We start from the raw sequence: 21,909 nt of genomic DNA, 5'->3' as shown, positions 1-21,909 counted from the left end.
TTCCTTCCTTCCTCCTCTTCCTCTCTTCTTTTGTTTTTCTTTTTTTTTTCCGTCTCCCCCCCCCCCCCCCCCCCCCCCCCCCCCCCCCCCCCCCAAGTCCGGGAGGGCGTTGGCCTTCGCGACGCGGCCGAGGAACCGGCCGGAGTCCTTGACCGTCCGGACCTGGGTCTCGAAGTCGACGTGCACCAGGCCGAACCGTTGTGAATACCCCATCGCCCACTCGAAGTTGTCCAGCAGGGACCACGCCAGGTAGCCGCGGACGTCCACCCCCGCGCGGATCGCGTCGTGCACCGCTCGGACGTGTGTCTCCAGGTACCGCACCCGGTCGGGGTCCGCGACGCGGCCGTCGACGACCTCGTCCACGAAGGACGCGCCGTTCTCCGCCACCACCAGCGGCAGCCCGCCGGACCGCGTCGAGATCCACTCCAGCAGCGACGTCAGCACCGGGGGCGCCTGCTCCCAGCCGAACGCCGTCACCGGGCCGACCGCCGGGAGCACGTCGAGACCGCGCAGCCCCGGCAGCGGGCAGTTGCTGCGCCCCAGCGGATCCGCCAGCGGCGTGACCCGCGCCGGCGCGTAGTAGTTGACGCCCAGCCAGTCGATCGCCGCCGCGATGATGTCCGTGTCGCCGTCGCGGACCGCGGCCGCGAACCGGCCTCCATGGTGGAGAACGTCCGCCATGACGTCCTCCGGGTAGCCGCGGCCCAGCACCGGGTCCAGGAAGAACCGGTTGTGGATGCCGTCGAACTTCCGGGCCGCCTCGATGTGCTCCGGCGACGACCCGTCCGGGATGGCCGGGGCGAAGTTCAGCGCCAGGGAGAACTCGTGGCCCGGCCGCGCCTGCTCGGTCAGCGCGCGTGTCGCCAGGCCGTGGCCCAGCAGCAGGTGGTGCGCCGCGACCAGCGCCGTGTCGTAGTCCTGGACGCCCGGCGCGTGCACCCCGCTGCCGTACCCGAGGAACGCCGCGCAGAACGGCTCGTTGACCGTCGTCCACTGGTCGACGCGGTCGCCCAGCGCGTCGTGCACCACCGCCGCGTAGTCCGCGAACCGCGACGCCGTGTCGCGGGCCGGCCAGCCGCCCGCGTCCTCGAGCGCCTGCGGCAGGTCCCAGTGGTACAGCGTCAGCACCGGCACGACTTCGCGGCTGAGCAGCTCGTCGACCAGCCGGTCGTAGAACGCCAGGCCCTGGGCCGACGTCCTCCGCCCGTCCGGCATCACCCGCGGCCACGCCACGGAAAACCGGTACGCGCCGAGGCCCAGGTCGGCCAGCAGGCCGACGTCCTCGGGGTAGCGGTGGTAGTGGTCGCAGGCGACTTCGCCGGACGCGCCTTCGAGCACCTTGCCCTCGGTGGCCGAGAAGGTGTCCCAGATGGACGGTCCTCGGCCGCCCGCTCTCACGGCGCCCTCGACCTGGTACGACGCGGTCGCCGCGCCCCACAGGAAGCCGGCCGGAAACTCGGTCATACTGGCGCCCCTTTCAGGATCCCCCGGACGATGTAGCGGCCCAGCACCAGGAACAGCGCGATGACGGGCAGGACGCCCACCGTCGCGCCGGTGAGCATGAGCGCGTAGTCGGTGTAGTACCCGCTGGCCAGCTGCGAAAGCGCGACCTGCACGGTCGGCGTCTCGTTGGGGTCAAGGACCACCAGCGGCCAGAAGTAGTCGTTCCACGTGGCCATGAACGTGAGCATCGCGAGCACCGCGGCGTGCGGGCGCAACGCGGGCACCGCGACGTGCCAGTAGGTACGCAGGATCCCGCAGCCGTCGACGGTCGCGGCGTCGACGAGGTCCGCGCTGATCGCGTTTTCGCAGGCCTGCCGCATCCAGAACACGCTGAACGCGCTGACCAGCGCCGGCACGATCACCGCTTCGAGCCGGCCGTACCAGCCGAGGTCGCCGACCACGAGGTAGAGCGGGATGACGCCGAGCTGCGCCGGCACCATCGCCGAGCCGACGACCAGCAGGAACAGCGTGTTGCGCCCCGGGAACCGCAGCCGCGCGAACGCGAACCCGGCCAGGCTCGCCAGCACGACGTTGGACACCATGACCGTGCCCGCGACGAGCAGCGAGTTGCCGATGGCGAGCCAGAAGTCGACGGTGTCGAAGACCCGCCGCACGTTCTCCACCAGGTGCCCGCCCGGCAGCAGCAGCGGCGACGTCTCCCCGATCGCCGAGTTGTCCCTTGTGGACACCACGAACGACCAGTACAGCGGGAAGACCGACGCGCCGAGCACGCCGGTCAGCACGGCGTACACCCACCCGCCCGGGCGCCGCCGGGCTCTCACGCCGACCTCACGAACCGGCGCACCAGCCGGTAGTTGACCAGCGCGAACAGCGCGCAGATCACGAACATCACCCAGGTCAGCGCGGCCGCGTACCCGGCGTCGAAGTGCGTGAAGCCCTTCTCGTACAGGTACATCACGAGCGTCTGGAACTGGCGGTCGTTGCCGCCGGTCCCGCCCGACCCGCCGGCGTCGAACAGCGACGGCTCGGCGAACAGCTGAAGGCCGTTGACCGTGCCGGCGATCGCGGTGAAGGCCAGCGACGGCCGGATGCCCGGGATGGTGATCGACCAGAACGTCCGCCACCGCGACGCGCCGTCGAGCTCGGCGGCCTCGTACAGCTCACCGGGCACGGCCTGCATCGCGGCCAGGTAGATCAGCGCGTTGTACCCGGTCCAGCGCCAGAGCACCATGGACGCCACCGCGAGGTGCGACGACCAGGTCGTGGCCTGCCAGTTGACCGGCGCGACGCCGAACCAGCCGAGCACTTCGTTGACCACGCCGTAGTCCTTGCTGAACAGCTGACCGAACACGAGCCCGATCGCGACGACGGACACGACGTTCGGCAGCAGGATCCCGGTGCGCCACCAGGTCGCCGCGCGCAGCGGCCGGTCGAGCAGCGCCGCGATGCCCAGCGCCAGCAGGAACTCCGGGACCGCGGCGAGCAGGAAGATGCCGACGGTGTTGGCGAGCGCGTTGTAGAACCGCGGGTCGGCCAGCAGGTCGCCGTAGTTCGCCAGGCCGAGCCAGCCCTGGTCGCCGTCGAGGACGTTCCAGTCGTGCAGCGAAACCCAGATCGTGTACAGCAGCGGGAAGGCGCCGAAGACGACGAACAGGCCGAAGAAGGGCGCGATGAGCAGCAGCGGCGTGATCCTGCGGTCGAAACGGCCGAGCCGGTGCTGCACGCGGGCGCTACTTCAGGACGGCTTGCGCCTGCTGAACGGCGTCCGCCCAGGCGTGGTCGACACTCTTGTCCGTCTTGTCCTCGATCCGGCCGAGGGCCCGCCCGAACTCCGGCCGGACGTCGGCGTCCCGCAGGCCGCGGTAGTTCGGCCGCAGCTTGTCGGCCGAGGCGGCGAAGATCCGCCCGATCGGCGCGTCCCCGAAGTACGGGTCGGTGTGCGCGACGACCTGCGGGTCTTCGTACACCGACGGCTCGCTGGGCAGGATGCCGTCGGAGAGGAAGAGCTTCTTCTGCTGTTCCGGCGCGGTCAGCCAGCGCGCGAGCTCGTACGCCTCCTTCGGGTGCTGGCCCTGCTTCGGCACAGTCAGGAACGAGCCGCCCTGGTTGCCGCTGCTGCCGGGCACGGTGGTGACGTCCCACTTGCCCTTGTTGGCGTCCCCGCCGGCTTCCTTGATCTGGCTGAGCATCCACGCGGGACAGGCGACGGTGGCGAACGAACCCTGCTTGATCGCCACGTTCCAGGCCTGGGTGAAGGTGGTCGCGGCCGCCGTCTGCCCCTTGGCCGCGATGCCGCCGGACAGGAAGAAGGCGTTGCGGACACTCGGGTTGCGGTCGGCGATGAACGAGTCGTCCCGCTGCGCGAAGTAGTTCTCGGGCGACTGGTTGAGCATCGCCGTGTAGACGGTGCCCGCGGAGTCGGCGAACTTGACGCCCGGCGTCTTCTGCGTGAACCGGTCGGCGGCGGCCGCGTAGGCGTTCCAGTCGGGCATCAGCTTCGCGACGTCGTCACGGTTCGTCGGCAGGCCGGCGGCCGCGAACAGGTCACGCCGGTAGCAGAGGGCGAGGCTGCCCATGTCGGTGCCGAGGCCGACCACGAAGCCGCCGTCGGTTCCCTGCGCCCACTTCCACGCCGACCACTGGTTCTCGAGGTCACGGGCGCCGTACTGGGCGAGGTCGACGAACTTGTCCTTCGCCTTCCGGTACTGCGGGATGTACTGCTCTTCGATCGCGACGACGTCGGCGGCGCCGTGCCCGGTGGCGAGCTGCGTCGCGAGTCCCTTGTGGTGGGTGTCGAAGTCGGTGACCCGGTTCTGCACCGTGATGTCCGGGTGCAGTCTCTCGTACTCGGCGATCAGCGGCGCGTACCCGAACTCGCCGAAGGTCGCGATGGTGAGCGTCGTCTTGCCACCGGCGTCACTCGGGCTGCAGGCGGCGAGCAGGACCAGCGCGGCGGCCGCGGTGGCCGCCCGGGTGATCGTTCGCACAGGCGTGAGCTTCCCTCAGATCACACCGGCTCGCACGGCGTAGGCGACCGCGTGCGGCCGGTTGCGCAGGTTGAGCCGGTTGGTCATGGCGTAGATGACATTCTTCACGGTGCGCTCCGAGTAGCAGAGCTTGCCCGCGATCTCGGCAGTGTCCCAGCCTTCGGCCATCAGGCGAAGCACATCCACCTCGCGCGGCGTCAGCGCCGCGCCGACGCCGTCGTGGGCGAGGGCCTCGACCTGGTCGCGCAGGGACGTCGTCCGGCCGCGCGCGGCCGCGAGGACGCTGTCGGTGAGCCGGTCGAGCGCGGTCCGCGGCAGGACGGCGGAAACGTGGCAGTCGGCGAGCAGGGGCAGGTGCGAAGGGTCGACGTGCCCGGCGACCAGCACGATCGCGGCGGGCGACTCGGCGGCGGCGGCTCGCAGCGCGGTGACCACCTCGCGGTCGACCTGGCCGACGGCGAACACGAGCACGGCCGCCTCACCGCGGCGGGCCCGCGGCACGACCAGCAGCTCCGGGCGGGACTTCAGGTGGTTGATCAGCCCGGTGAGCGCGATCGGATCCGACGCCCACGCCGCCACTCGCACCTGGTCCATCGAACCCTCCCTGCCCACTGTCCGTGTTCTGGTGACGCCAGTCTGCTGAGGGTGGCTTCACGAATTCTCTAGCCGGGGTGGAGCCATTCTTCACGCCGTGAAGTCAGGCCGTCGACTACCGTCGTGGCGAACGCCGACGAGTGAAGGGACCGATGAACCGCCGTCGTCTGGCCGCCCTGGGGGTGGCGTTGTGCATCGTGACCGGGTGTCTGCTGGTCGCAGGCCTGCAACCGCGGATCGTGTCCGGGCTGGCGCTGCCCCGGCCCTCGGTGCTTTCCGCTCCCGTCCCCTCGGCCGCGCCGCCGCCGGCTTCCCCCGCGCCGTCTTCGAGCCTGGCCCGGCCCGGCGACTGCGCGTCGCTGGTCACCGGCCTCGACGTCCGCGCCCAGGTCGCCCAGCTGGTCGTGGTCGGGGTTTCCGGGGACAACCCGGCCGCCACGGTGTCCATGGTGCGCGACAACCAGGTCGGCGGGATCTTCATCGGCGGTAACGCAACAGCGTTGTTGAAAGACCGGTCCCTGGACGCGGTCCAGGGCGTGGCCCACCTGCCGGTCGCGGTTTCGGTCGACGAAGAGGGCGGCCGGGTCCAGCGCATCGACGACCTCGACGGCGACATCCCGTCCGCGCGCGAGATGGCCGCGACCAAGTCCCCCGCCGAAGTCCGCAAGCTCGCCGCCGACCGCGGCCGGCAGCTGCGCGCCCGCGGCGTCACCGTGGACTTCGCGCCGGACACCGACGTCACGAACGCGCCGGACGACGACGTGATCGGCGACCGCTCCTTCAGCCCCGACCCGCTCACCGTGAAGACGTACGCGACGGCGTTCGCGGAAGGCCTGCGCGACGCGGGGATCCAGCCGGTGCTCAAGCACTTCCCCGGCCACGGCCACGGCTCGGGCGACTCCCACAAGGGCACGGTCGTCACCCCGCCGCTCGCGAAGCTGCGCACGGTCGACCTGGTGCCGTACCAGGATCTCGCCGCGTACGGCCCGGTCGCCGTCATGGTCGGCCACCTCGACGTGCCGGACTTGACGAACGGCGTCCCGGCGTCACTTTCGCCGCCCGCCTACCAGTTGCTGCGCGGCGACTTCGGCTTCACCGGGCCGGTCGTGACCGACGACCTCGGCGCGATGAAGGCGATCACGGCGCAGTATCCGCTGCCCGACGCGGTGCTGAAGGCCCTGCAGGCCGGCGCGGACCAGGCGCTGTGGTCGTCCGGCGGCCGTGTCGACGAGGTGCTGAACCGGCTGGTGAAGGCCGTGCAGTCCGGGGAGCTGCCGAAGGACCGCGTGCAGGAGTCGGTGACACGCGTGCTGCGCGGCAAGGGCGTCTGCGGCTGAGTACCTAGACTCTTCCTCGGGCATCGGCATCTATCCGAGGAGTGGCATGGCGAACCTGGGCGGCACCTTCAGCCTCGGCGGCGAAGTTCCCGTGACCCGGATGGGTTACGGCGCCATGCAGCTCGCGGGACCCGGGGTGTGGGGGCCGCCGCGGGACCACGGCAAAGCCGTCGCCGTGCTGCGCGAGGCCGTCGAAAGCGGCGTCACGCACCTCGACACCAGCGACTACTACGGCCCGCACACCGTGAACGCCGTGATCAAGGAAGCGCTCCACCCGTACCCGGAGTCGCTGACGATCGTCACGAAGGTCGGCGCGCGGCGCAGTGAGGACAAGGGCTGGCCGCCCGCGCTGTCGGCCGAGGACCTCACCCAGGCGGTGCACGACAACCTGCGCAACCTCGGCGTCGACACGCTCGACGTCGTCAACCTGCGGCTGAGCGACAGCACCGGCGGTTATCCCGCGGCGATGTCGCTCGCCGAACCCTTCGGGGTGCTCGCCGAACTGCGGGAGCAGGGGCTGATCCGGCAGCTGGGCGTCAGCCACGTGACGGCCGAGCAGCTCGACGAGGCGAAGGCGATCGCGCCGGTCGTGTGCGTCCAGAACCAGTACAACCTGGCGCACCGCGAGAACGACGACCTCGTCGACAAGTGCGCCGCCGAAGGGATCGCCTTCGTGCCGTACTTCCCGCTCGGCGGCTTCAGCCCGCTGCAGTCCGGGCTGCTCGACGACTGCGCCGCGCGGGTCGGGGCGACGCCGATGCAGGTCGCGCTCGCGTGGCTGCTCCAGCGGTCGCCGTCGATGCTGCTGATCCCGGGCACGTCCTCGCCGGAGCACCTGCGCGAGAACCTCGCCGCGGCTTCCCTGGACCTGCCCGCCGACGTTCTCGCCGATCTCGACCGGATCGGCACCGACTGATCGCTACGCTGAGCGCGCAAGCAGGCACGAGGACGGAGGAAAGCGTGGCGGAGTGGGGCGATCTGGTCGCTTACATCAGGCAGGGCTACCGGGTGGTGCGCGACGACCCCGACGAGATCCGCATCCGGCTGGTCTTCGGCGACGACCCCGACACCGAGCAGCGGGCCCAGATCATGGTGATCGCCCACGAGATCCTCGACCAGCAGGAGGACTGGGTCCAGATCGCGACGCCGTTCGCCCGCCACGACGAGGTCGACCTCCTGTCGGTGCTGACCGAGGTCGGCGAGTCGACGGTCGTGGGCGGGCTCGCGGTGATGGGTGACCACCTCGTGCTGCGCCACTCGCTGCCGCTGATCCACCTCGACATCAACGAGTTCATCGACCCGCTCGAGCTGGTGGCGGGCGCGGCCGAGCTGCTGGAGCAGCAGTTCACCGGGCGCGACGACTACTGAGGGGAACCACAGCCACGGCGGCGGCCACAGTCAGCCCGGCGGCAACGCCGAATGCCGCGGTCGTCGTCCCGGTGCGCAGGTAGAGCCCGCCGAGCAGGGCGACCCCGACCGTGCCGCCGAGCTGCTGCACGGCGTTGAGCAGCCCGGCGGCCGAACCGGTCTCGTGCGGGCGGACGCGGTGCAGGGCCGCGGTGAAGAACGGCACCGTGAACGTCCCCATCCCGAGCCCGCACAGCGCCAGCGCGGGCCTCACCCCGGCGGCGACGGCCAGGATCCCGGTCAGCAGCAGCGCGAGCCCGGCGAACATCACGCGCGGGCCGAACTTCGGCACCAGGCGCGACCCGGCGAACCACGACGCCACGGCGAGCCCGGCCGAGAGCGGCAGCAGCGTCAGGCCCGCGGTGCGGACGTCGGCTCCCTCGCCGAGCTGCAGCTGCATCGGGACGACCTGCATCAGGCCGGTCATCACCGCGAAGAACAGCAGCGACCCGGCGAGCGCGGCCGGGAACCCGCGGTGGGCGAACAGGCTCGGCTCGACGAGCGGCGCGGCCGTGCGGCGCTGCTGGATCCCGAACGCCCCGAGCAGCGCGGCGCCGGCCGCGAGCAGCGGCCAGGACGTCCCGCCCGGGGTGATGAGCGGGTAGACGAGCAGCCCGGTCCCCGCGACGACGAGCGCGGTGCCGACGAGGTCAAGCCGCGGTCGTGTGGTGGCCTTGTCCTCGCGCAGGAGCCGCGCGCCGAGCAGCACCGCGAGCCCGAGCGGGACGTTGACCAGGAAGACCGCGCGCCACGACACGGCCTGCGTCAGCAGTCCGCCCAGCAGCGGGCCGGTGACGGCGGACAGGCCCATCACCGGGCCGATCGTGCCCAGTGCCTTCGCCAGCTCGGGCCCGTCGAAGAGCGCGCGGATGAGGCCGATGGTCTGCGGGATGACCAGCGCGGCCGCCGCGCCCTGCACCGCGCGCGCCCCGATCAGCACGCCCGCCGCGGGCGCGGCCGCGCAGACCAGCGACGCGAGCACGAAGCCGGCGACCCCGAGCTTGAACACCCTGGCCCGGCCGAAGACGTCGCCGAGGCGGCCGCCGGTGATCAGGAAGACCGCGAACGGCAGGGTGTAGGCCGCGCTGAACCACGGGATGTCGGCGGCCGGGCCGGGCAGGCCGGCGTGAATCACCGGCCCGGCGACCTGCACGATCGTCGCGTCGAGGAGGTTCATGGCCTCGGCGGTGAGCAGGACGGCCAGCGCGGCCCAGCGGTGGCGGTGCAGCGTGGTGGTCGGCAAGAGGTGCCCCCTTTCGTCGGCACCGAGGGTGGCTTCGGCACGCCCACCGGTTCCAGCTTTGCCGCTTCGGTTGCTGATTTCTTCCACGTTCTGGGCTTGAATGAGGGATATGACCGAGCTGGACGACGTCGACCGCGCGCTGATCCACGCGCTGCACGTCGACGGCCGGGCGCCGTTCACGAAGATCGGCGAGGTCCTCGACGTCTCGACGCAGACGGTGGCTCGGCGCTATCGCCGTCTTCGCGCCGAAGCGTCGCTTCGCGTGGTCGGCCTGCCCGATCCGCAGCGCGCGGGGCAGGCCGAGTGGCTGGTCCGGCTCACCGCGACCCCGTACACCGCGCAGGACCTCGCCCGGGCGCTCGCGCGCCGCGCGGACACGGCGTGGATCAAGCTGATGTCCGGCGGCACCGAGATCTGCGTGAACGTCCACACCCCGGCGGCAAGTGACCATTCCCTGCTGCTGCGCGACATCCCGCGCACGACGAGCGTCACGGCGGTGTCGGCGCACCAGCTGCTGCACCGCTACTTCGGCGGGCCGCAGGCGTGGCTGGGCCGCGCGAACTCCCTCTCCGCGGCGCAGGTGGCGGCGTTGACTCCGGTGTTCACCGGCGAGGGCAAGCCACTGACCAGCGACGACGAGGCGCTGCTGGCGGCGTTGCAGCGAGACGGCCGCGCGGGGCTGGCCGAGCTGGCGGCGGCCACCGGCTGGTCGGCGGCGACGGTCGCGCGCCGGGTGGACGGGCTGCGGGCCGGCAGGACGGTGTTCTTCGACCTCGAGGTGGACACGGGCCGGCTGGGGGCCACGACGCAGGCGCTGCTGTGGATGTCGGTGGCCCCGGCGCACCTCGACGACGTCGCGCGGACGCTGGCGACCCATCCGGAGCTGGCGATCGTCGCGGCGACCACCGGACCGGCGAACCTGATGGCGCACGCGTTGTGCGCGGACGCGGCGGCGTTGCACCGCTACCTGACCCAGCGGCTCGGCGCGCTGGAGGCGATCCGGACGCTGGAGACGGCGCCGGTGCTGCGGACGATCAAGGCGGCAGCTTCGCGCTGAGCCGTCCGCGATCCTAAGTGGACTTGGGCACGGCCAGGTGGTCGAGCAGCAGGCGGACGCCTTCGAACTCCCGGACCTCCTGGCGGCAGTCCGGGCACGCGGCGAGGTGCCGCTCCACTCGCGCCGCCTCGGCGGCGTCGAGCAACCCCAGGCTGTAGGCGCCGAGGTCGGTCCGGTCGTACCGGCCCATGGGTCGTGTCTCCGTTCCGCGTCCCCGCCGGGGAACACCCGCACTACCGGACGTCTCCAGAGTCCTGGCGCGTACGCGCCTCCGGCGAGGTTCCCCCGTTTTCCACCCGATCGGCCGACAACTTCGGCCGGCGAACAGCCCATGTGAGTGACAGGACGTCGTCACGGATTTCACCCGCCCGACCACGGAAAGTCTTCTCGGCACAAACTTCGCCGTTTCGCCGTCATGGCTCGCGGGCTCGCTCGTCCGACCTGCGTCGGGCCGGGATTTCCCGGCCTCGACCTGGCAGAAGGCGACCGAAACGAGGAGAGCGATGACCGTACGGAGCCACCGGGCGGACGACGTCGTCAACGAGGTCGGGGTGTGGCTGGCCGGGGAGTTCGCCGGGCGGCTCCCCGCCGCGGAGATCGACCGCGTGGTCCGGGTGACGCGGATCGACCTCGAAGAGAGCATCGCCCCGGAGGAGCTCGGCGAGATGCTCCACCGGCTGGGCCGCGCCCGCCTGCAGCGGATCCTGCAGGTCGCGCCGGCCACCAGGGTCCGGATCCCGCAGGCGCGCTGAGCCGCGGCCGCGCAGGCGAGCGGCGCGGACCTCGCTCCGACCCCGGCTTGAGCGTCGCGAATGACCCATTGGGGACGCCAGACGTCCCCAATGACCCATTCGCGACACCGGAACCGCGGCCGATCGCGCAGACCCCTTGCCCGGAACGCCCGGATTCTTGACTGGACTAGACCAATCTGCTCTAGTGACCCCTGTCACGTTCGTCCCGGCCGGATGAGCACACATCTTCGACACCGGACGCATCCCCCGTCCGGACTCTGTCGTGGCCGAAGGAGTGAGCGAGTCTTGAGAAGACGTCTTGTCGCGGCCCTGTCCGCTTTCGCGGCCGCTGCCGCATTGGTGCTCGGTGTTCCGGCGTTCTCCGACCAGGCCCCGCAGGCGGCCGCCGCCGCGTGCAGCGGGCCGAACTGGGTTGCCGGGCAGTGGTACGACGTGGGCGCGGTCGTCAAGTACACCAACGGCAGCTACTACCGCGCCAAGAACGCCAACCCGGGTTACGACCCGATCATCAGCACCTGGTACTGGGAGCCCTACAGCTGTGACGGCGGGGGCGGCGGCACCACCTGCACCGCGCCGAACTGGGTCGCCGGGCAGTGGTACGACGTCGGCGCCGTCGTGAAGTACACCAACGGCAGCTACTACCGCGCCAAGAACGCCAACCCGGGCTACGACCCCGTCATCAGCACCTGGTACTGGGAACCCTACGACTGCGGCGGCGGCACGAACCCCGGCAACCCGGGCTCCTTCGTCGTCAGCGAAGCGCAGTTCAACCAGATCTTCCCCGGCCGCAACAGCTTCTACACCTACAGCGGCCTGACCGCGGCGCTCTCGGCCTACCCCGGCTTCGCGAACACCGGCAGCGACGCGGTGAAGAAGCAGGAAGCCGCCGCGTTCCTCGCGAACGTCAACCACGAGACCGGCGGGCTGGTCTACATCGTCGAGCAGAACACGGCGAACTACCCGCACTACTGCGACTACGGCCAGCCCTACGGCTGCCCGGCCGGCCAGGCCGCCTACTACGGCCGCGGCCCGATCCAGCTGAGCTGGAACTTCAACTACAAGGCCGCCGGTGACGCGCTGGGCATCGACCTGCTCGGCAACCCCTGGCAGGTCGAGCAGAACGCGGCCGTCGCGTGGAAGACCGGCCTCTGGTACTGGAACACCCAGAGCGGCCCCGGCACCATGACCCCGCACAACGCGATGGTCAACGGCCGCGGCTTCGGCGAGACGATCCGCAGCATCAACGGCTCGATCGAGTGCAACGGCGGCAACCCCGCCCAGGTGCAGAGCCGCGTGGACAAGTACCGCCAGATCACGTCCATCCTCGGTGTCGACCCCGGCGCCAACCTCTACTGCTGAAGCATCTGACACGAGCGGGGGTGCGCCGGATCGCGGCGCACCCCCGCCCGCTTGCTCAGCGGGCGAGGCGGTCGCCGATCAGCCGGGTCACCGCCGCCGCGTGCTCGTTGAGGTAGAAGTGCCCGCCCGGGTACGTCTTCAGCTCGAACCCACCCGACGTGCGCGCCGCCCACTGCTGGGCCTCCGCCTCGGTGACCTTCGGGTCGCGGTCGCCGATCAGCGCGACGACCGGGCAGCTCACGTCCGGGCCGGGGGTGTAGCGGTAGAGCTCCGCGGCCTTGTAGTCACCGCGGAGCGCGGGCAGCACCAGCCGGCGGAGCTCCTCGTCCTCCAGCACTTGCGTAGCGGTGCCGCTGAGCCGCTCGACCTCGGCGAGCAGCCCGGCGTCGTCCAGCTCGTGGACCCGTTCGTCGCGGGGCGCCGTGGGGGCGCGGCGCCCGGAGACGAACAGGTGGGACAACCGCGTGCCCCGCGCTTCGAGCCTGCGCGCGACCTCGAAGGCCAGGCTGGCGCCCATGCTGTGGCCGAAGAACGCGACCGGCCCGGTGAGCTCCGCGGCGAGCACGTCCGCCAGCCGGTCGGCCAGCACGACCAGGTCGTCCACCGGCGCTTCGGTGTGCCGGTCCTGGCGGCCCGGGTACTGCAGGGCCAGCACCTCCACCGAGGGGGACAGCACCGCCGAAACCGGGTGGAAGTAGCTCGCCGATCCCCCCGCGTGCGGGAAGCACACGAGCCGCGCCGCGGCCGACGGCGCCGGGTGGAACCGCCGGATCCACGCCGCGGCTTCGAGGGAAACAGTCATGCCCTCGAATCTGGCAGGCCGCGGCGCCCGCGTCGACCCCTATCTCCCCGCGAACCGGCCCGGGCGGGCCCCGGTGCCCGGACCGGGACCCGCCACGCCGGTCGGTCAGCCCACCCGCCACAACGCCGGGACGGCCGGGGGCTCCCAGCCCGGCTGGGCGGTGTGCCCCTGCAGGCAGACGTAACCCTGCCCGCCGTAGGTGACCCGGGCGCCGGCCGCGTAAGCCGTGCCCACCGCCCACGAGGTGCCGCCCGGCGGGGTGGACGTGGTGGGGGTGGTCGTGGCCGTCGGCGGGGTCGAGGTGGGCGTCTGCGGCACGTTCAGCACGAAGTCGAAGGCGGCCTCCTTCGCGGAGCCGTTGTCCCGCACGGTCATCAGCAGCCGCGCGTCGAAGATCGTGTCGGTGTTGTTGCGCGGCTCGTTGGGGAAGTACAGCTGCGTGGTCAGGATCGGGCGGCCGGGCGCCTGCACCTTGACGTGGATGTGCCGCGTGCGGCCCGGGTAGAGGCCCGGGACGATCGTCGACAGCGTGAACGCGCCCTGGGCGTCGGTGTACTGGTGGCCGCGGAAGGTGTACCCGGTGTTGTCGTACGCGCCGTTGACGTCCGCCTGCCAGAAGTCCAGCAGCGCGCGGTTCACCGGCAGGCAGGCGCGCCCGAAGACGTACCCCGTCACGGTCAGCCGGGTGCCCTGGGTGCCGGGGGTGACGAGGTTGGTCCGTTCCGGCGAGTTCGGCTTGAAGTACGGACCTTCGGTCTGCTCGATCGTGGGCTCGTCGCCGTCGTGGCACGCCGGGGTCAGCTCCGGGGCGTTGCCGGCGACGGTGGTGCGCGCCAGCGCCGGGCCGCCGATCAGCGCGACGGGCGCGGCGACACCCGCGGCGAGCGCGGCCTTCAGCACCGTTTTGCGGCTGAGCTTGCTCTCTTCGTCCATGCCTGCTCCTCGTGGGGGCGTCGGGAATCCCCTCGAACGTAGGCAGCGCGCCGGGCGGCGACGATGGACTGGACCGGTCAGTCGTGGTGCTTCTCCCCGCCGCGCCGGAAGTCACCCGGGCTCAGCCCGGTCTCCCGGCGGAAGAACCGGCAGAAGTAGGCCGGGTCGGCGAACCCGACGCGGCTCGCGACCTGCCGCACGGTGAGGTCCGTCCGCAGCAGGAACCGCTGGGCTTCCCGGGTCCGCGCCTCGCGCAGCAGCTGCGCGGCGGTCCGGCCGGTCGCGGTCTTCACGGCCTCGGTGAGGTGACCGGGCGTGACGCCGATGCGGTCGGCGTGCGCGCGCACCGACCAGAGGCCGAGGTCGGGACGGGCGGCGAGCCGGGCGAACTCCGTCGCCACGGCCCCGGCCGGCGTCGGCGGCGGCGCCCCCGCCAGCCGTCCCACGCGCGCGAGGAGAACGTGCACCAGGGCCCGCAGCACCGACTCGTCACCGTGGCGCTGTTCCTCCTCGAGGTCGGCGATCAGCCGTGAGACGTCGGCGTCGGCGCGGTCGCCGAGCTCGAGCCACGGCCGTTCGCTCAGCCGCCGCAGCAGTTCGCGGTCGGCCGGGTGGTCGAGGAGGAAGTCGTCGGTGAACACGACGACGTGCCCGGTCAGGCCGCGCACCCCGGCCCACTGGTGGACCTGCCCCGACACGACGACCCCGAAGTGCGGCGGCCGCAGCGGCCAGCGCGCGAGGTCGACGACGTGCGTGCCGGTGCCGCCGGTGACGTGCACGAGCTCGTGGAAGGTGTGCCGGTGCGGGAACTCCGCGCGCGACAGCGGTCCGATGGTTTCGAAGGTCCCGACGGCGATGGGCGGCGCGTGCGGCGCCGGCACCTCCAGCCGGTGCATCGGCAGCTCCCCCGCCCGCGGCCGGGCGCAGGGGGTGCCGGGCGGAACGGTGGTGCCGCGCATGGTCTGGTCCCTTCGCCGCTCGGCGGAAAAGTCTAGACCAATCTGGGCGCGTTTCGCCGCTTTTGCCCCGATGATCGCAATCCGATCGTCGGGTACCAAAACGGGGCCGGTCCACTGTGGACCGGCCCCGTTCGTCGAGAGTCTTGCTTACGCGCGGCTGCGACGCCGGTTCAGCAGCAGCATCAGCGCGCCGCCGCCCAGCAGCAGGCCGCCGGCGGTGAACGGAACCGCCGCGTCGACACCGGTGTTGGCGAGGTCGCCACCGCCGCCCTGGCTGCCGGCCGGGGTGGTCGGCGCGGGGGTGGTGCTCGGCGCGGCGCCGGCCTCGGACCACTTGGCGGCGGCCTTGGCCGTCACCGCGGTCTTCTCCGAGTCGGCGACGATCAGCGACTGCGCCGGCTGCTTCGCGTAGTTCTCGGCGACGAACAGGCGCCCGGTGTCCAGGTGCCCGCTGACCTTGAGCGAGAACGAGCCTTCGCCCGGCTTCGCGTCCTTCGGGACGTCGACGAACAGCTTGCTGCCGTCCTTGACGTCCGTGGCCTTCTGCTCCTTGCCGTTGGCGTCGGTGATCTTGACACCCTCGGGCAGCTCGCTGGTGAGCGAGGTGACGTCACCGGTGGTGGCGACGTCGAACGGGCCGATGCGGGTGCCCGCGGCGCCCTCGGTCTTCGGCGAGGCGACGTTCAGGGTCGGCTTCGGCTGCTGGCCGATCCCGGTGTTCTCGCTGCCGGTGAGGTAGTCGTACAGCGCGACGACGTCGGCGGCCGCGGAGGCGTCGCCCTCACCGAGCGGGTTGCCGTGGTCGAGGTTGATGCCGTCGCTGAAGTGCCAGACCGCGGCCTGGGTTGCGGAGATGGCCTCGCGGTCGCTCAGGCCGCCGTGCAGCTTGGCGCCCGCCTTGGCCAGCGTGCCGCCCAGCGCGTCCAGGTCGGCGCCCGGGTAACCGTGGTGCAGCACCCAGTTGATCTTGTCGCTGTTCTTGGTGAACGGCGACTTGGCGTCCGGGTACTTGTTCCACGGCCGCTCGACCATGTCGACGTCGTTGCGCATGCGGACCGTGATCTGCACGCAGTAGAGCTTGAGGGCGCTGCCGTCGGACAGCTTGAACCCGAACAGCTCGGTGGTCGCGCCACCGCCGCCTTCGAGGTTGACCTTGTAGCCGTAGGTGCCCTTGTCGCTGACCCGGCCCCGCGCCGCGCCGTCGTCCGCGAGGGCCGACGGGGCACTGACCATGACTGCGGCGGCCGCGGCGAGCACCGCGATCCCGCCTCGCACGAAAGCTGACCTGACCTGCATAAATCTCCTATCCGAGCCCGAACCGCGACGGCAGTACCGCGTGAGATCACGAATCCCCGACCACAACGGCCACTGATTCGGGTGAGTGATCACCCGGTCAAGCGAGACCGGAGCTTACACGGACCCCACAAGGGCTACGCGCGGTGTCCCCGTTACCCGAATGAGTGGGCGAGACAGGGAAAACCGCCAGGAGAAAAGCCGCGGATCAGCGCGTCGGAGAGGTCTCCGCCGGCGGTGTGAGCGCTTCGCCGGTGTCATCGCCCGGGACCGCGATTTCCTTGACGTCGGCCAGGGACTGGTCGAGCACGGCCAGGGTCGAGCGGAAGAAACCCAGCGAGATCGCGAGCACGGCCATCACGGCCGTGAGCACCAGGATGGCGCCCGGCGCGCCGAGACCGTCGGCGAGCAGACCGGCGCCGAGGGGGCCGGCCCATTGCAGCGCCTGCGATCCCAGCCGGGTCGCCGCGGTCACGCGGCCGCTGTAGGAGTCGGGGACCATGCGGACCTCGTACGCCTCGAGGACCGAGTTCAGCGGCACCGTCATGGTCATGGCGACCAGCAGGAAGGCGCCGATCTGCCACGGCGCGGGCAGCCACGCGATCGGCGCCAGCGCGACGACGAACACCCACAGCGCGCCGAACAGCACCCGCTTCGCCCGGAACCGCCGCAGCAGCAGGGAACTGGCGAACGCGCCGAGCACACCGCCGGCCAGCGCCATCGCGTTGACCACCCCTACGACGGACGGCGAACCGCCCCGGTAGAGCACCAGCGCGACGAGCAGCAGCACGAACCCCTGCGTGACCGCGTTGAGCAGCGCGGTCCAGACGATGGTCAGCCGCAGGTAGGAATTCGTCCGGACCACTCGCCAGCCGGCCCGGAGCTCGGCGATGAAGTCGGCTCGCTGCGCGCCTTCCGCCGCGTCGGGCCCCAGCGGCTTGCGGATCAGGGCCGTGGCCGCGGCCACGACGACGAACGAAACCGCGTCGGCCAGGAACGGGACCCACCGGAAGAGCCCGAACAGCAGGCCGCTCAGCGGCGCCCCGACCAGCCGGGCCGCCATCGTGCTGCCGAGGCCGCGCGCGGTCGCTTCGCCGATCTGGTCGCGCGGGACGATGCGGCGCAGGGCGGGAGTCGTGGCCGCGTACTGCAACCCGGCCGCGAGCCCGCTGCCGAGCGCGGCGACGTCCAGGACGAGGATGGCAGGGTCTCCGGTGTAGACCAGCAAGGCCACCACGCCCAGCGCGACGGCCTGGACCAGCGGGCACACCAGCAGGATCGCCCGGCGCGAGACCCGGTCGGCGAGGGTGCCGCCGACGAGCATCGTCACGACGGCGCCGATCATGCTCGCCGCGCCGATGCTGCCGGCTTTCAGCGCCGAACCGGTCGAACTGAGCACCAGGAGCGGAAAGGCCGTTGTCGACAAACTGGTGCCCAGCGCCGAAAGCGCACTGCCCAGCCACCAGATCCGGTAATCGCGATTTTTTCCCAGCGACGGCCGCTGGGCCGCCGGGTCTTCAACGCGCGCCATCGCCCCTGCTCTCCTGTGGCTCGTTCCAGCCGACCGTGGCAGACCGATGGTTCCCGATTCCGGGCCCGCGCGGCCCGGCAACCGACCGGCAAGGTGCTGCCGGGCGGTTGCCGGACCGGCTCAGGCCGAAACGGCGTTGACGTATTCGCGCATCAACTTGGGTACTTCGTAAACGTATTGACGATCACGCCGGACCTGGACCGCCGAGACGTCGACCAGCCCGGCCAGCACGCCGATCCCATCGACGTCCGGTTTCCCGTTCGCGGAGATCGAATCCAGCGCGTCGTCGATCGAAAACGCCTCGGTGAATTGCGAAAGGCGCAGCAACACCCCGCGTTGCCGATTGTCGAGCAGGCCGAACGCCCACGCCATTCCCTGGCGCAGGGAACGCTGGTGGGAAAGCCCGCCCAGCGAGTTCTGCTCCAGGATCGGCAGGATCGGGCCTTCCGCCAGCATCATCCGCAACGGCACCGAACGCATGCGGAAAGCGGCGATTTCGATGGCGAGCGGCAACCCGCCCAGCCGCCGGCAGAGCTGCACGACGCTCGGCATGCTCTCGCTGAGATCCAGCGTCGGCAGGGCGGAGGCGACCCGCAGGCGGAACAGCTCCGCCGCGGCGGGGTATCCGGTGGTGCCCGGCGGCAGCTCCACCGGCAGCGGCGCGACCTCCCAGACGTCCGCGGGCAGCGAGGCCGGCGCCTGCAGCGAGGTGATCAGGACGTGCAGGCCCGGGTACTGGTCCAGCAGCTGCCGGACCACCGGCATCACGGCGCCGAGCACCCGCTCGGCGTCGTCGATCACCAGCAGCATCCGCATTTCGTCGGTCTCGTGGCGATCCGCGGCGGAACCGGCCGGGAGCAGCGCGTCCAGCGCCCGGCAGATCTCGGCGACGGCGGCCCGCTCGTCCATGTTCGCCAGGCCGGGCGAACCGAGCTCGGCGACCGCCACCCCGTCGGGGAACCGGTCGATCAGCTGCGCGGCGGCGGCGAGCGCGAGCCGCGTCTTCCCGACCCCGACGGACCCGGTCAGGACCAGTGTCTTGCCCCGCCGGATCGTGGACACCACGTGCTGCAGATCGGCGCGCCGGCCCACTGTGACGTCCTGCTTCGGCCGCAGCCCGACCCATTTCGCGCCGTGCGGGATGACGCTGAAACCCGGTCGCTGGTCGTTCTCCGAACAGAACGAACCGGCCGCGTCGCCGGAATTGCTGTTTTCGGTCGAGAAAAGTGCGGAATTCTGCGAAGGCGCCGCCGAACGCAACGCATCGAGAAGGAGGTCGACCGACGAACGGCGCGGATTCCTGATCGCGCCGGTTTCCAGATTTCTAATGGTGCGAACACTGACGTTGGACTGTTCGGCCAGTTTTTCCTGGCTCCAGCCGACCAGCTTTCTTCGCGCCACTAAAATGGCTCGAACTTGCCCGCTATCCACAATGCCCCCAGAGTGAATATTAAATTAAGTGAACGAGAATTCTTGAGCAACATAAGTTTTCTGCGAGGTTCCCCCACCGAGCCGCCGAGACCCGATTTCGAATTCCTTCGGACCTTCATCAGTCAATGCCTACTCGCGAAAGCGAGCGTACCCACGGGTGGCAGCCGTGTCAAAGAGCGACGAGACGCAGGACGCGGCCGACGCCAGGTCACACGACCGGCCTACTCGATCCGATATGCGCCGCCGGATCCGATATGCGCCCCGGCGAGCGGACGGCGGCCGGCCCATTCAGCCCGCGGAATCCACTCCGGATGGGCCGATCCCGCCGTTTTCATCGGTTGCTGAAAAGGCTCCGGCCTGCGCGAACGAACGGAAACGGCCCTCGCGCCTGGCGCCTTCCACCGCCGGTTCTCCCCGGCGTGGTCGGGGGAACCGGTGGCCCGGGTGCCTCGCGACGGGCGGCGGACCCCTTGGGCCGCAGCGGTGACAGCGCCGGGGCCCGCATCAGCTCAGGTGAATGCCATGCGCGATTTGCTGGTCTGAATGGCTCATCGCGCGCCGACTGACTACTGCGACCGAGTGAAATGTGGGACATCTTGGCTTGGAACGCACTCTCCAGTCTCCGCGAATTCGGACAAATACCTTATTTCGACATATTCTGCGGGTTGGGATAACGCTTTCCGGGGTGTGGTTCCTACTACAGAGTAGCCAAAAAGCGTGGGGTGCGCCGGATGAGGGAAGGTCGCGTTCAGCCGGATGAACGGGGCGGGACCGGCGTTCGGCGGACCGGGCTCGCCGGGATCGCCTGCCCTCGACGGACCGGGATCCGGCAGCCGCCAGACCGCGCTCGCCGGGATTGCTTGCCCTCGACGGACCGGGATCCGGCAACCGGAAGCCCAGCCGACCCCGGCTGACCAGCACCGATTCTCCTGCTACCCCAACGGATCCCTAAGCAGGCATCTCCAAAACAACCTGAAAGCCACTCGCGTTAGGCTCCGCAACCAGCGCCCCACCGAGCAGCTCAGCCCGTTCCCGCATCCCGCGGATCCCATACCCCGCACCACTGGCCGCCAGCTCTCCGGATCGCTCCGGCACCGAGCCGTTCTCCGGCAGCCGATCCCGCACGCTCATCCGGACAGCGTCCGTCAGGTACTCGAGTGTGATGGTGACGTCGTTGGCCGGGGCATGTTTGCGGACGTTGGTCATTGCCTCCACCGCGACCTGGCGCACCGCGAGCGCCGACTCGGCCGACAGGGTGCGGGGTTCGCCGGTGGAAGCAAACTTCGCGCCATGGTCCGCGGCCAGCGACACCAGCTCCTCCGCCAACGGGATCCGCTCGCCACGCAGGGCGAGCACTGCCTCCCGGGCCTCGACCAGGCCCTTTTCGGCCATCCGGCGCGCGGTCTCCACCTGCTCGGTGACCTGGTCCGCACCGGGGATCCGGACAGCGATCAGTCGGGCGGCGTCCAGGTGGACCAGCTGGGCGGTCAAGCTATGGGCGAGCACGTCGTGGATCTCCCGCGCGATGCGCGCGCGTTCGGCGAGGGCCGCCGCCTCGGCTTGGGCTGCCTGGGCCGCCTGTTCCGCGGCTCGCGCGGCGCGTTCCTGGCGCAGCAGCGACCGGGTGGTTTCCCTGGCCTCTTTGTCCCGCCTGCTCAGGAAACCCACGGCGAAGGCGATCGCGGTGACGATGAAGAACGGCTGCCACGGGTGGGTCGAGGCGACGACCGTCAGCGCGGCCGCGGCGAACCCGGCGGCCACCACCACCGGCGCCAGCTGCACCATCACCAAGGTCGTGATCGTCGTGGTCGCCAAGGCCAGGAGCTCGCTGCCCAGCAGAAGCGCGCCGGCGATCACCCCGATCTTCACCGCCAGGCAGCCGAGCAGCAACCCGATGTTCCGCTGCTGTGCGGCATACCGGGCCGCGGCCGCCGCGAGGAGGAGGACCACTGCGAGGCCGATCAGCTCGAACCGCCGGGTCAGCCGGTCCTCGGCGCCCGGCAGCTCGACGACCACGACGACCAAACCGCCGACCGTCAGCACCGCTCGCACCACGCGGCCCACGGTGCGGGCGGCCGGCGACCGGAAGCGGTAGACCGCTCCGGGCGCCGGCCACGAGTCCCACCAGCCCTGTGCCCCCATGACCCAGTTCCTCACCACGGCGGAATCCGCTCGATATTCGGTCATGGCCAGGCTACTGGGAGTCATCAGGCGGCGGCAAACGCCGGTGGCTCAGCTGGTCGCGGCCGCCGCCGGCACGAGCCGGACGGACTTGGCGGAGCGAACCGCGACCACGATGGCCCGGGCGAGCAGCATCGCGCCGAAGGAAATGGCGACGAACCCGAAGCTCGTGCCGGTGTCCATGCTGTTGCCGATCGCGTGGAACGCCTGCCGGCTGAGCACCAGGCCGGCCCAGATCGGGACGGCGATCCAGCCGCCCTGCAGCCACGTGACACCGTCGGCGTCGCGGGACACCTTGAGCAGCATGCCGTACACCGCGCCGAGCACCGCGCCGACCACGACGACCGCGGCGCCCAGGCCGATCGAGGCCCCGGGCTTGGCGTCGTCGATCAGGTCCGGCTCGAGGCACCCGACGGCCACCGGAAGGATCGGCAGCAGCCACGTCAGCACCTTCAGCTTGGTCCGCCGGAACTGCCGCAGGAACACGAACAGCAGCACTGCGACCGTCAGTACCGGAGTGATCGTCTCGCTCATCGGAAATCTCCGTCCTCACTGGTGAGGGAGCTCGGCTCACCGAGT

At 71.0% G+C, this 21,909-nt stretch carries 21 protein-coding genes; 6 read left to right on the top strand and 15 right to left on the bottom strand.

The genetic code is table 11. The features are described 5' to 3' along the window. The 5 genes from ACZ63E_RS40205 to ACZ63E_RS40185 form a co-directional block, all read right to left on the bottom strand. Positions 1 to 1,464, bottom strand: a 1,464-nt coding sequence (locus ACZ63E_RS40205) for a GH1 family beta-glucosidase (protein ID WP_465341555.1), incomplete at its 3' end; no start/stop codon positions are given. Then, positions 1,461 to 2,285: a carbohydrate ABC transporter permease gene (locus ACZ63E_RS40200; protein WP_465302592.1), complete on the bottom strand. Its 825-nt coding sequence runs from the start codon at positions 2,283 to 2,285 to the stop codon at positions 1,461 to 1,463. The genes ACZ63E_RS40200 and ACZ63E_RS40205, both read right to left, overlap by 4 nt. After that, positions 2,282 to 3,187, bottom strand: coding sequence for a carbohydrate ABC transporter permease (locus ACZ63E_RS40195; protein WP_465302590.1), 906 nt, complete (start codon positions 3,185 to 3,187; stop codon positions 2,282 to 2,284). Before ACZ63E_RS40195 ends, ACZ63E_RS40200 begins: the two co-directional genes overlap by 4 nt. A 7-nt stretch (positions 3,188 to 3,194) precedes the next feature. Further along, the gene (locus ACZ63E_RS40190; RefSeq protein ID WP_465341554.1) at positions 3,195 to 4,451 is read right to left on the bottom strand and encodes an extracellular solute-binding protein; all 1,257 of its coding nucleotides are present in this window, start codon (positions 4,449 to 4,451) and stop codon (positions 3,195 to 3,197) included. A 15-nt stretch (positions 4,452 to 4,466) separates the two neighbouring features. Next, positions 4,467 to 5,045, bottom strand: a complete 579-nt coding sequence (locus ACZ63E_RS40185; protein WP_465302586.1) for a helix-turn-helix transcriptional regulator — start codon at positions 5,043 to 5,045, stop codon at positions 4,467 to 4,469. A gap of 152 nt (positions 5,046 to 5,197) precedes the next feature. On the opposite strand from ACZ63E_RS40185, the gene ACZ63E_RS40180 reads away from it, so the two are divergent. The 3 genes from ACZ63E_RS40180 to ACZ63E_RS40170 are packed head-to-tail and all read left to right on the top strand — an operon-like array spanning position 5,198 to position 7,750. Beyond that, positions 5,198 to 6,382, top strand: a complete 1,185-nt coding sequence (locus ACZ63E_RS40180) for a glycoside hydrolase family 3 N-terminal domain-containing protein (RefSeq protein ID WP_465341552.1) — start codon at positions 5,198 to 5,200, stop codon at positions 6,380 to 6,382. A 46-nt stretch (positions 6,383 to 6,428) separates the two neighbouring features. After that, positions 6,429 to 7,298 (top strand): oxidoreductase, encoded by an 870-nt coding sequence (locus tag ACZ63E_RS40175; RefSeq protein WP_465341551.1) that lies wholly within the window; start codon positions 6,429 to 6,431, stop codon positions 7,296 to 7,298. A gap of 44 nt (positions 7,299 to 7,342) precedes the next feature. Further along, on the top strand, positions 7,343 to 7,750 hold the full coding sequence (locus ACZ63E_RS40170) for a type III secretion system chaperone family protein (protein WP_465302580.1): 408 nt from the start codon (positions 7,343 to 7,345) through the stop codon (positions 7,748 to 7,750). Here ACZ63E_RS40170 and ACZ63E_RS40165 read toward each other — a convergent pair. Continuing rightward, complete coding sequence (locus ACZ63E_RS40165) at positions 7,728 to 9,032, bottom strand: MFS transporter (protein WP_465341550.1); 1,305 nt, start codon at positions 9,030 to 9,032, stop codon at positions 7,728 to 7,730. The two genes, ACZ63E_RS40170 and ACZ63E_RS40165, sit on opposite strands and share 23 nt — an antisense overlap. Before the next feature lie 109 nt (positions 9,033 to 9,141). Between ACZ63E_RS40165 and ACZ63E_RS40160 the strand changes: the two genes are divergently transcribed. After that, entirely contained in the window at positions 9,142 to 10,089 is a 948-nt protein-coding gene (locus tag ACZ63E_RS40160; protein ID WP_465341549.1) for an Lrp/AsnC family transcriptional regulator, read from the top strand. 13 nt (positions 10,090 to 10,102) lie between these two features. Here ACZ63E_RS40160 and ACZ63E_RS40155 read toward each other — a convergent pair whose 3' ends face one another. Next, complete coding sequence (locus tag ACZ63E_RS40155; protein ID WP_465341548.1) at positions 10,103 to 10,279, bottom strand: zf-HC2 domain-containing protein; 177 nt, start codon at positions 10,277 to 10,279, stop codon at positions 10,103 to 10,105. A gap of 313 nt (positions 10,280 to 10,592) precedes the next feature. Between ACZ63E_RS40155 and ACZ63E_RS40150 the strand changes: the two genes are divergently transcribed. Both ACZ63E_RS40150 and ACZ63E_RS40145 read left to right on the top strand, forming a co-directional pair. Then, positions 10,593 to 10,841 carry a hypothetical protein gene (locus ACZ63E_RS40150; protein WP_465341547.1) on the top strand — a complete coding sequence of 83 codons (249 nt, stop codon included), beginning with the start codon at positions 10,593 to 10,595 and terminating at the stop codon, positions 10,839 to 10,841. Between the two features lie 339 nt (positions 10,842 to 11,180). Further along, the gene (locus tag ACZ63E_RS40145; RefSeq protein ID WP_465341566.1) at positions 11,181 to 12,200 is read left to right on the top strand and encodes a chitinase; all 1,020 of its coding nucleotides are present in this window, start codon (positions 11,181 to 11,183) and stop codon (positions 12,198 to 12,200) included. 55 nt (positions 12,201 to 12,255) lie between these two features. Here ACZ63E_RS40145 and ACZ63E_RS40140 read toward each other — a convergent pair whose 3' ends face one another. The 8 genes from ACZ63E_RS40140 to ACZ63E_RS40105 form a co-directional block, all read right to left on the bottom strand. Further along, positions 12,256 to 13,002: a thioesterase II family protein gene (locus ACZ63E_RS40140; RefSeq protein ID WP_465341546.1), complete on the bottom strand. Its 747-nt coding sequence runs from the start codon at positions 13,000 to 13,002 to the stop codon at positions 12,256 to 12,258. A gap of 105 nt (positions 13,003 to 13,107) precedes the next feature. Next, positions 13,108 to 13,935, bottom strand: coding sequence for a dioxygenase family protein (locus ACZ63E_RS40135; RefSeq protein WP_465341545.1), 828 nt, complete (start codon positions 13,933 to 13,935; stop codon positions 13,108 to 13,110). Between the two features lie 77 nt (positions 13,936 to 14,012). Beyond that, the gene (locus ACZ63E_RS40130) at positions 14,013 to 14,894 is read right to left on the bottom strand and encodes a helix-turn-helix transcriptional regulator (protein ID WP_465341544.1); all 882 of its coding nucleotides are present in this window, start codon (positions 14,892 to 14,894) and stop codon (positions 14,013 to 14,015) included. Positions 14,895 to 15,041: 147 nt separating this feature from the next. Beyond that, positions 15,042 to 16,190, bottom strand: coding sequence for a thioester domain-containing protein (locus ACZ63E_RS40125; RefSeq protein ID WP_465341543.1), 1,149 nt, complete (start codon positions 16,188 to 16,190; stop codon positions 15,042 to 15,044). 205 nt (positions 16,191 to 16,395) lie between these two features. Continuing rightward, positions 16,396 to 17,718, bottom strand: coding sequence for an MFS transporter (locus tag ACZ63E_RS40120; protein WP_465341542.1), 1,323 nt, complete (start codon positions 17,716 to 17,718; stop codon positions 16,396 to 16,398). A 120-nt stretch (positions 17,719 to 17,838) separates the two neighbouring features. Beyond that, on the bottom strand, positions 17,839 to 19,119 hold the full coding sequence (locus ACZ63E_RS40115; RefSeq protein WP_465341541.1) for a helix-turn-helix domain-containing protein: 1,281 nt from the start codon (positions 19,117 to 19,119) through the stop codon (positions 17,839 to 17,841). A gap of 978 nt (positions 19,120 to 20,097) precedes the next feature. Next, positions 20,098 to 21,192 (bottom strand): sensor histidine kinase, encoded by a 1,095-nt coding sequence (locus ACZ63E_RS40110; RefSeq protein WP_465341540.1) that lies wholly within the window; start codon positions 21,190 to 21,192, stop codon positions 20,098 to 20,100. 189 nt (positions 21,193 to 21,381) lie between these two features. Beyond that, the gene (locus tag ACZ63E_RS40105; RefSeq protein WP_465341539.1) at positions 21,382 to 21,864 is read right to left on the bottom strand and encodes a hypothetical protein; all 483 of its coding nucleotides are present in this window, start codon (positions 21,862 to 21,864) and stop codon (positions 21,382 to 21,384) included. Positions 21,865 to 21,909 lie beyond the last annotated feature (45 nt).

The sequence above is a fragment of the Amycolatopsis sp. NPDC104819 genome (assembly GCF_055583145.1).
This window is presented reverse-complemented; position numbering and strand designations above follow the sequence as displayed.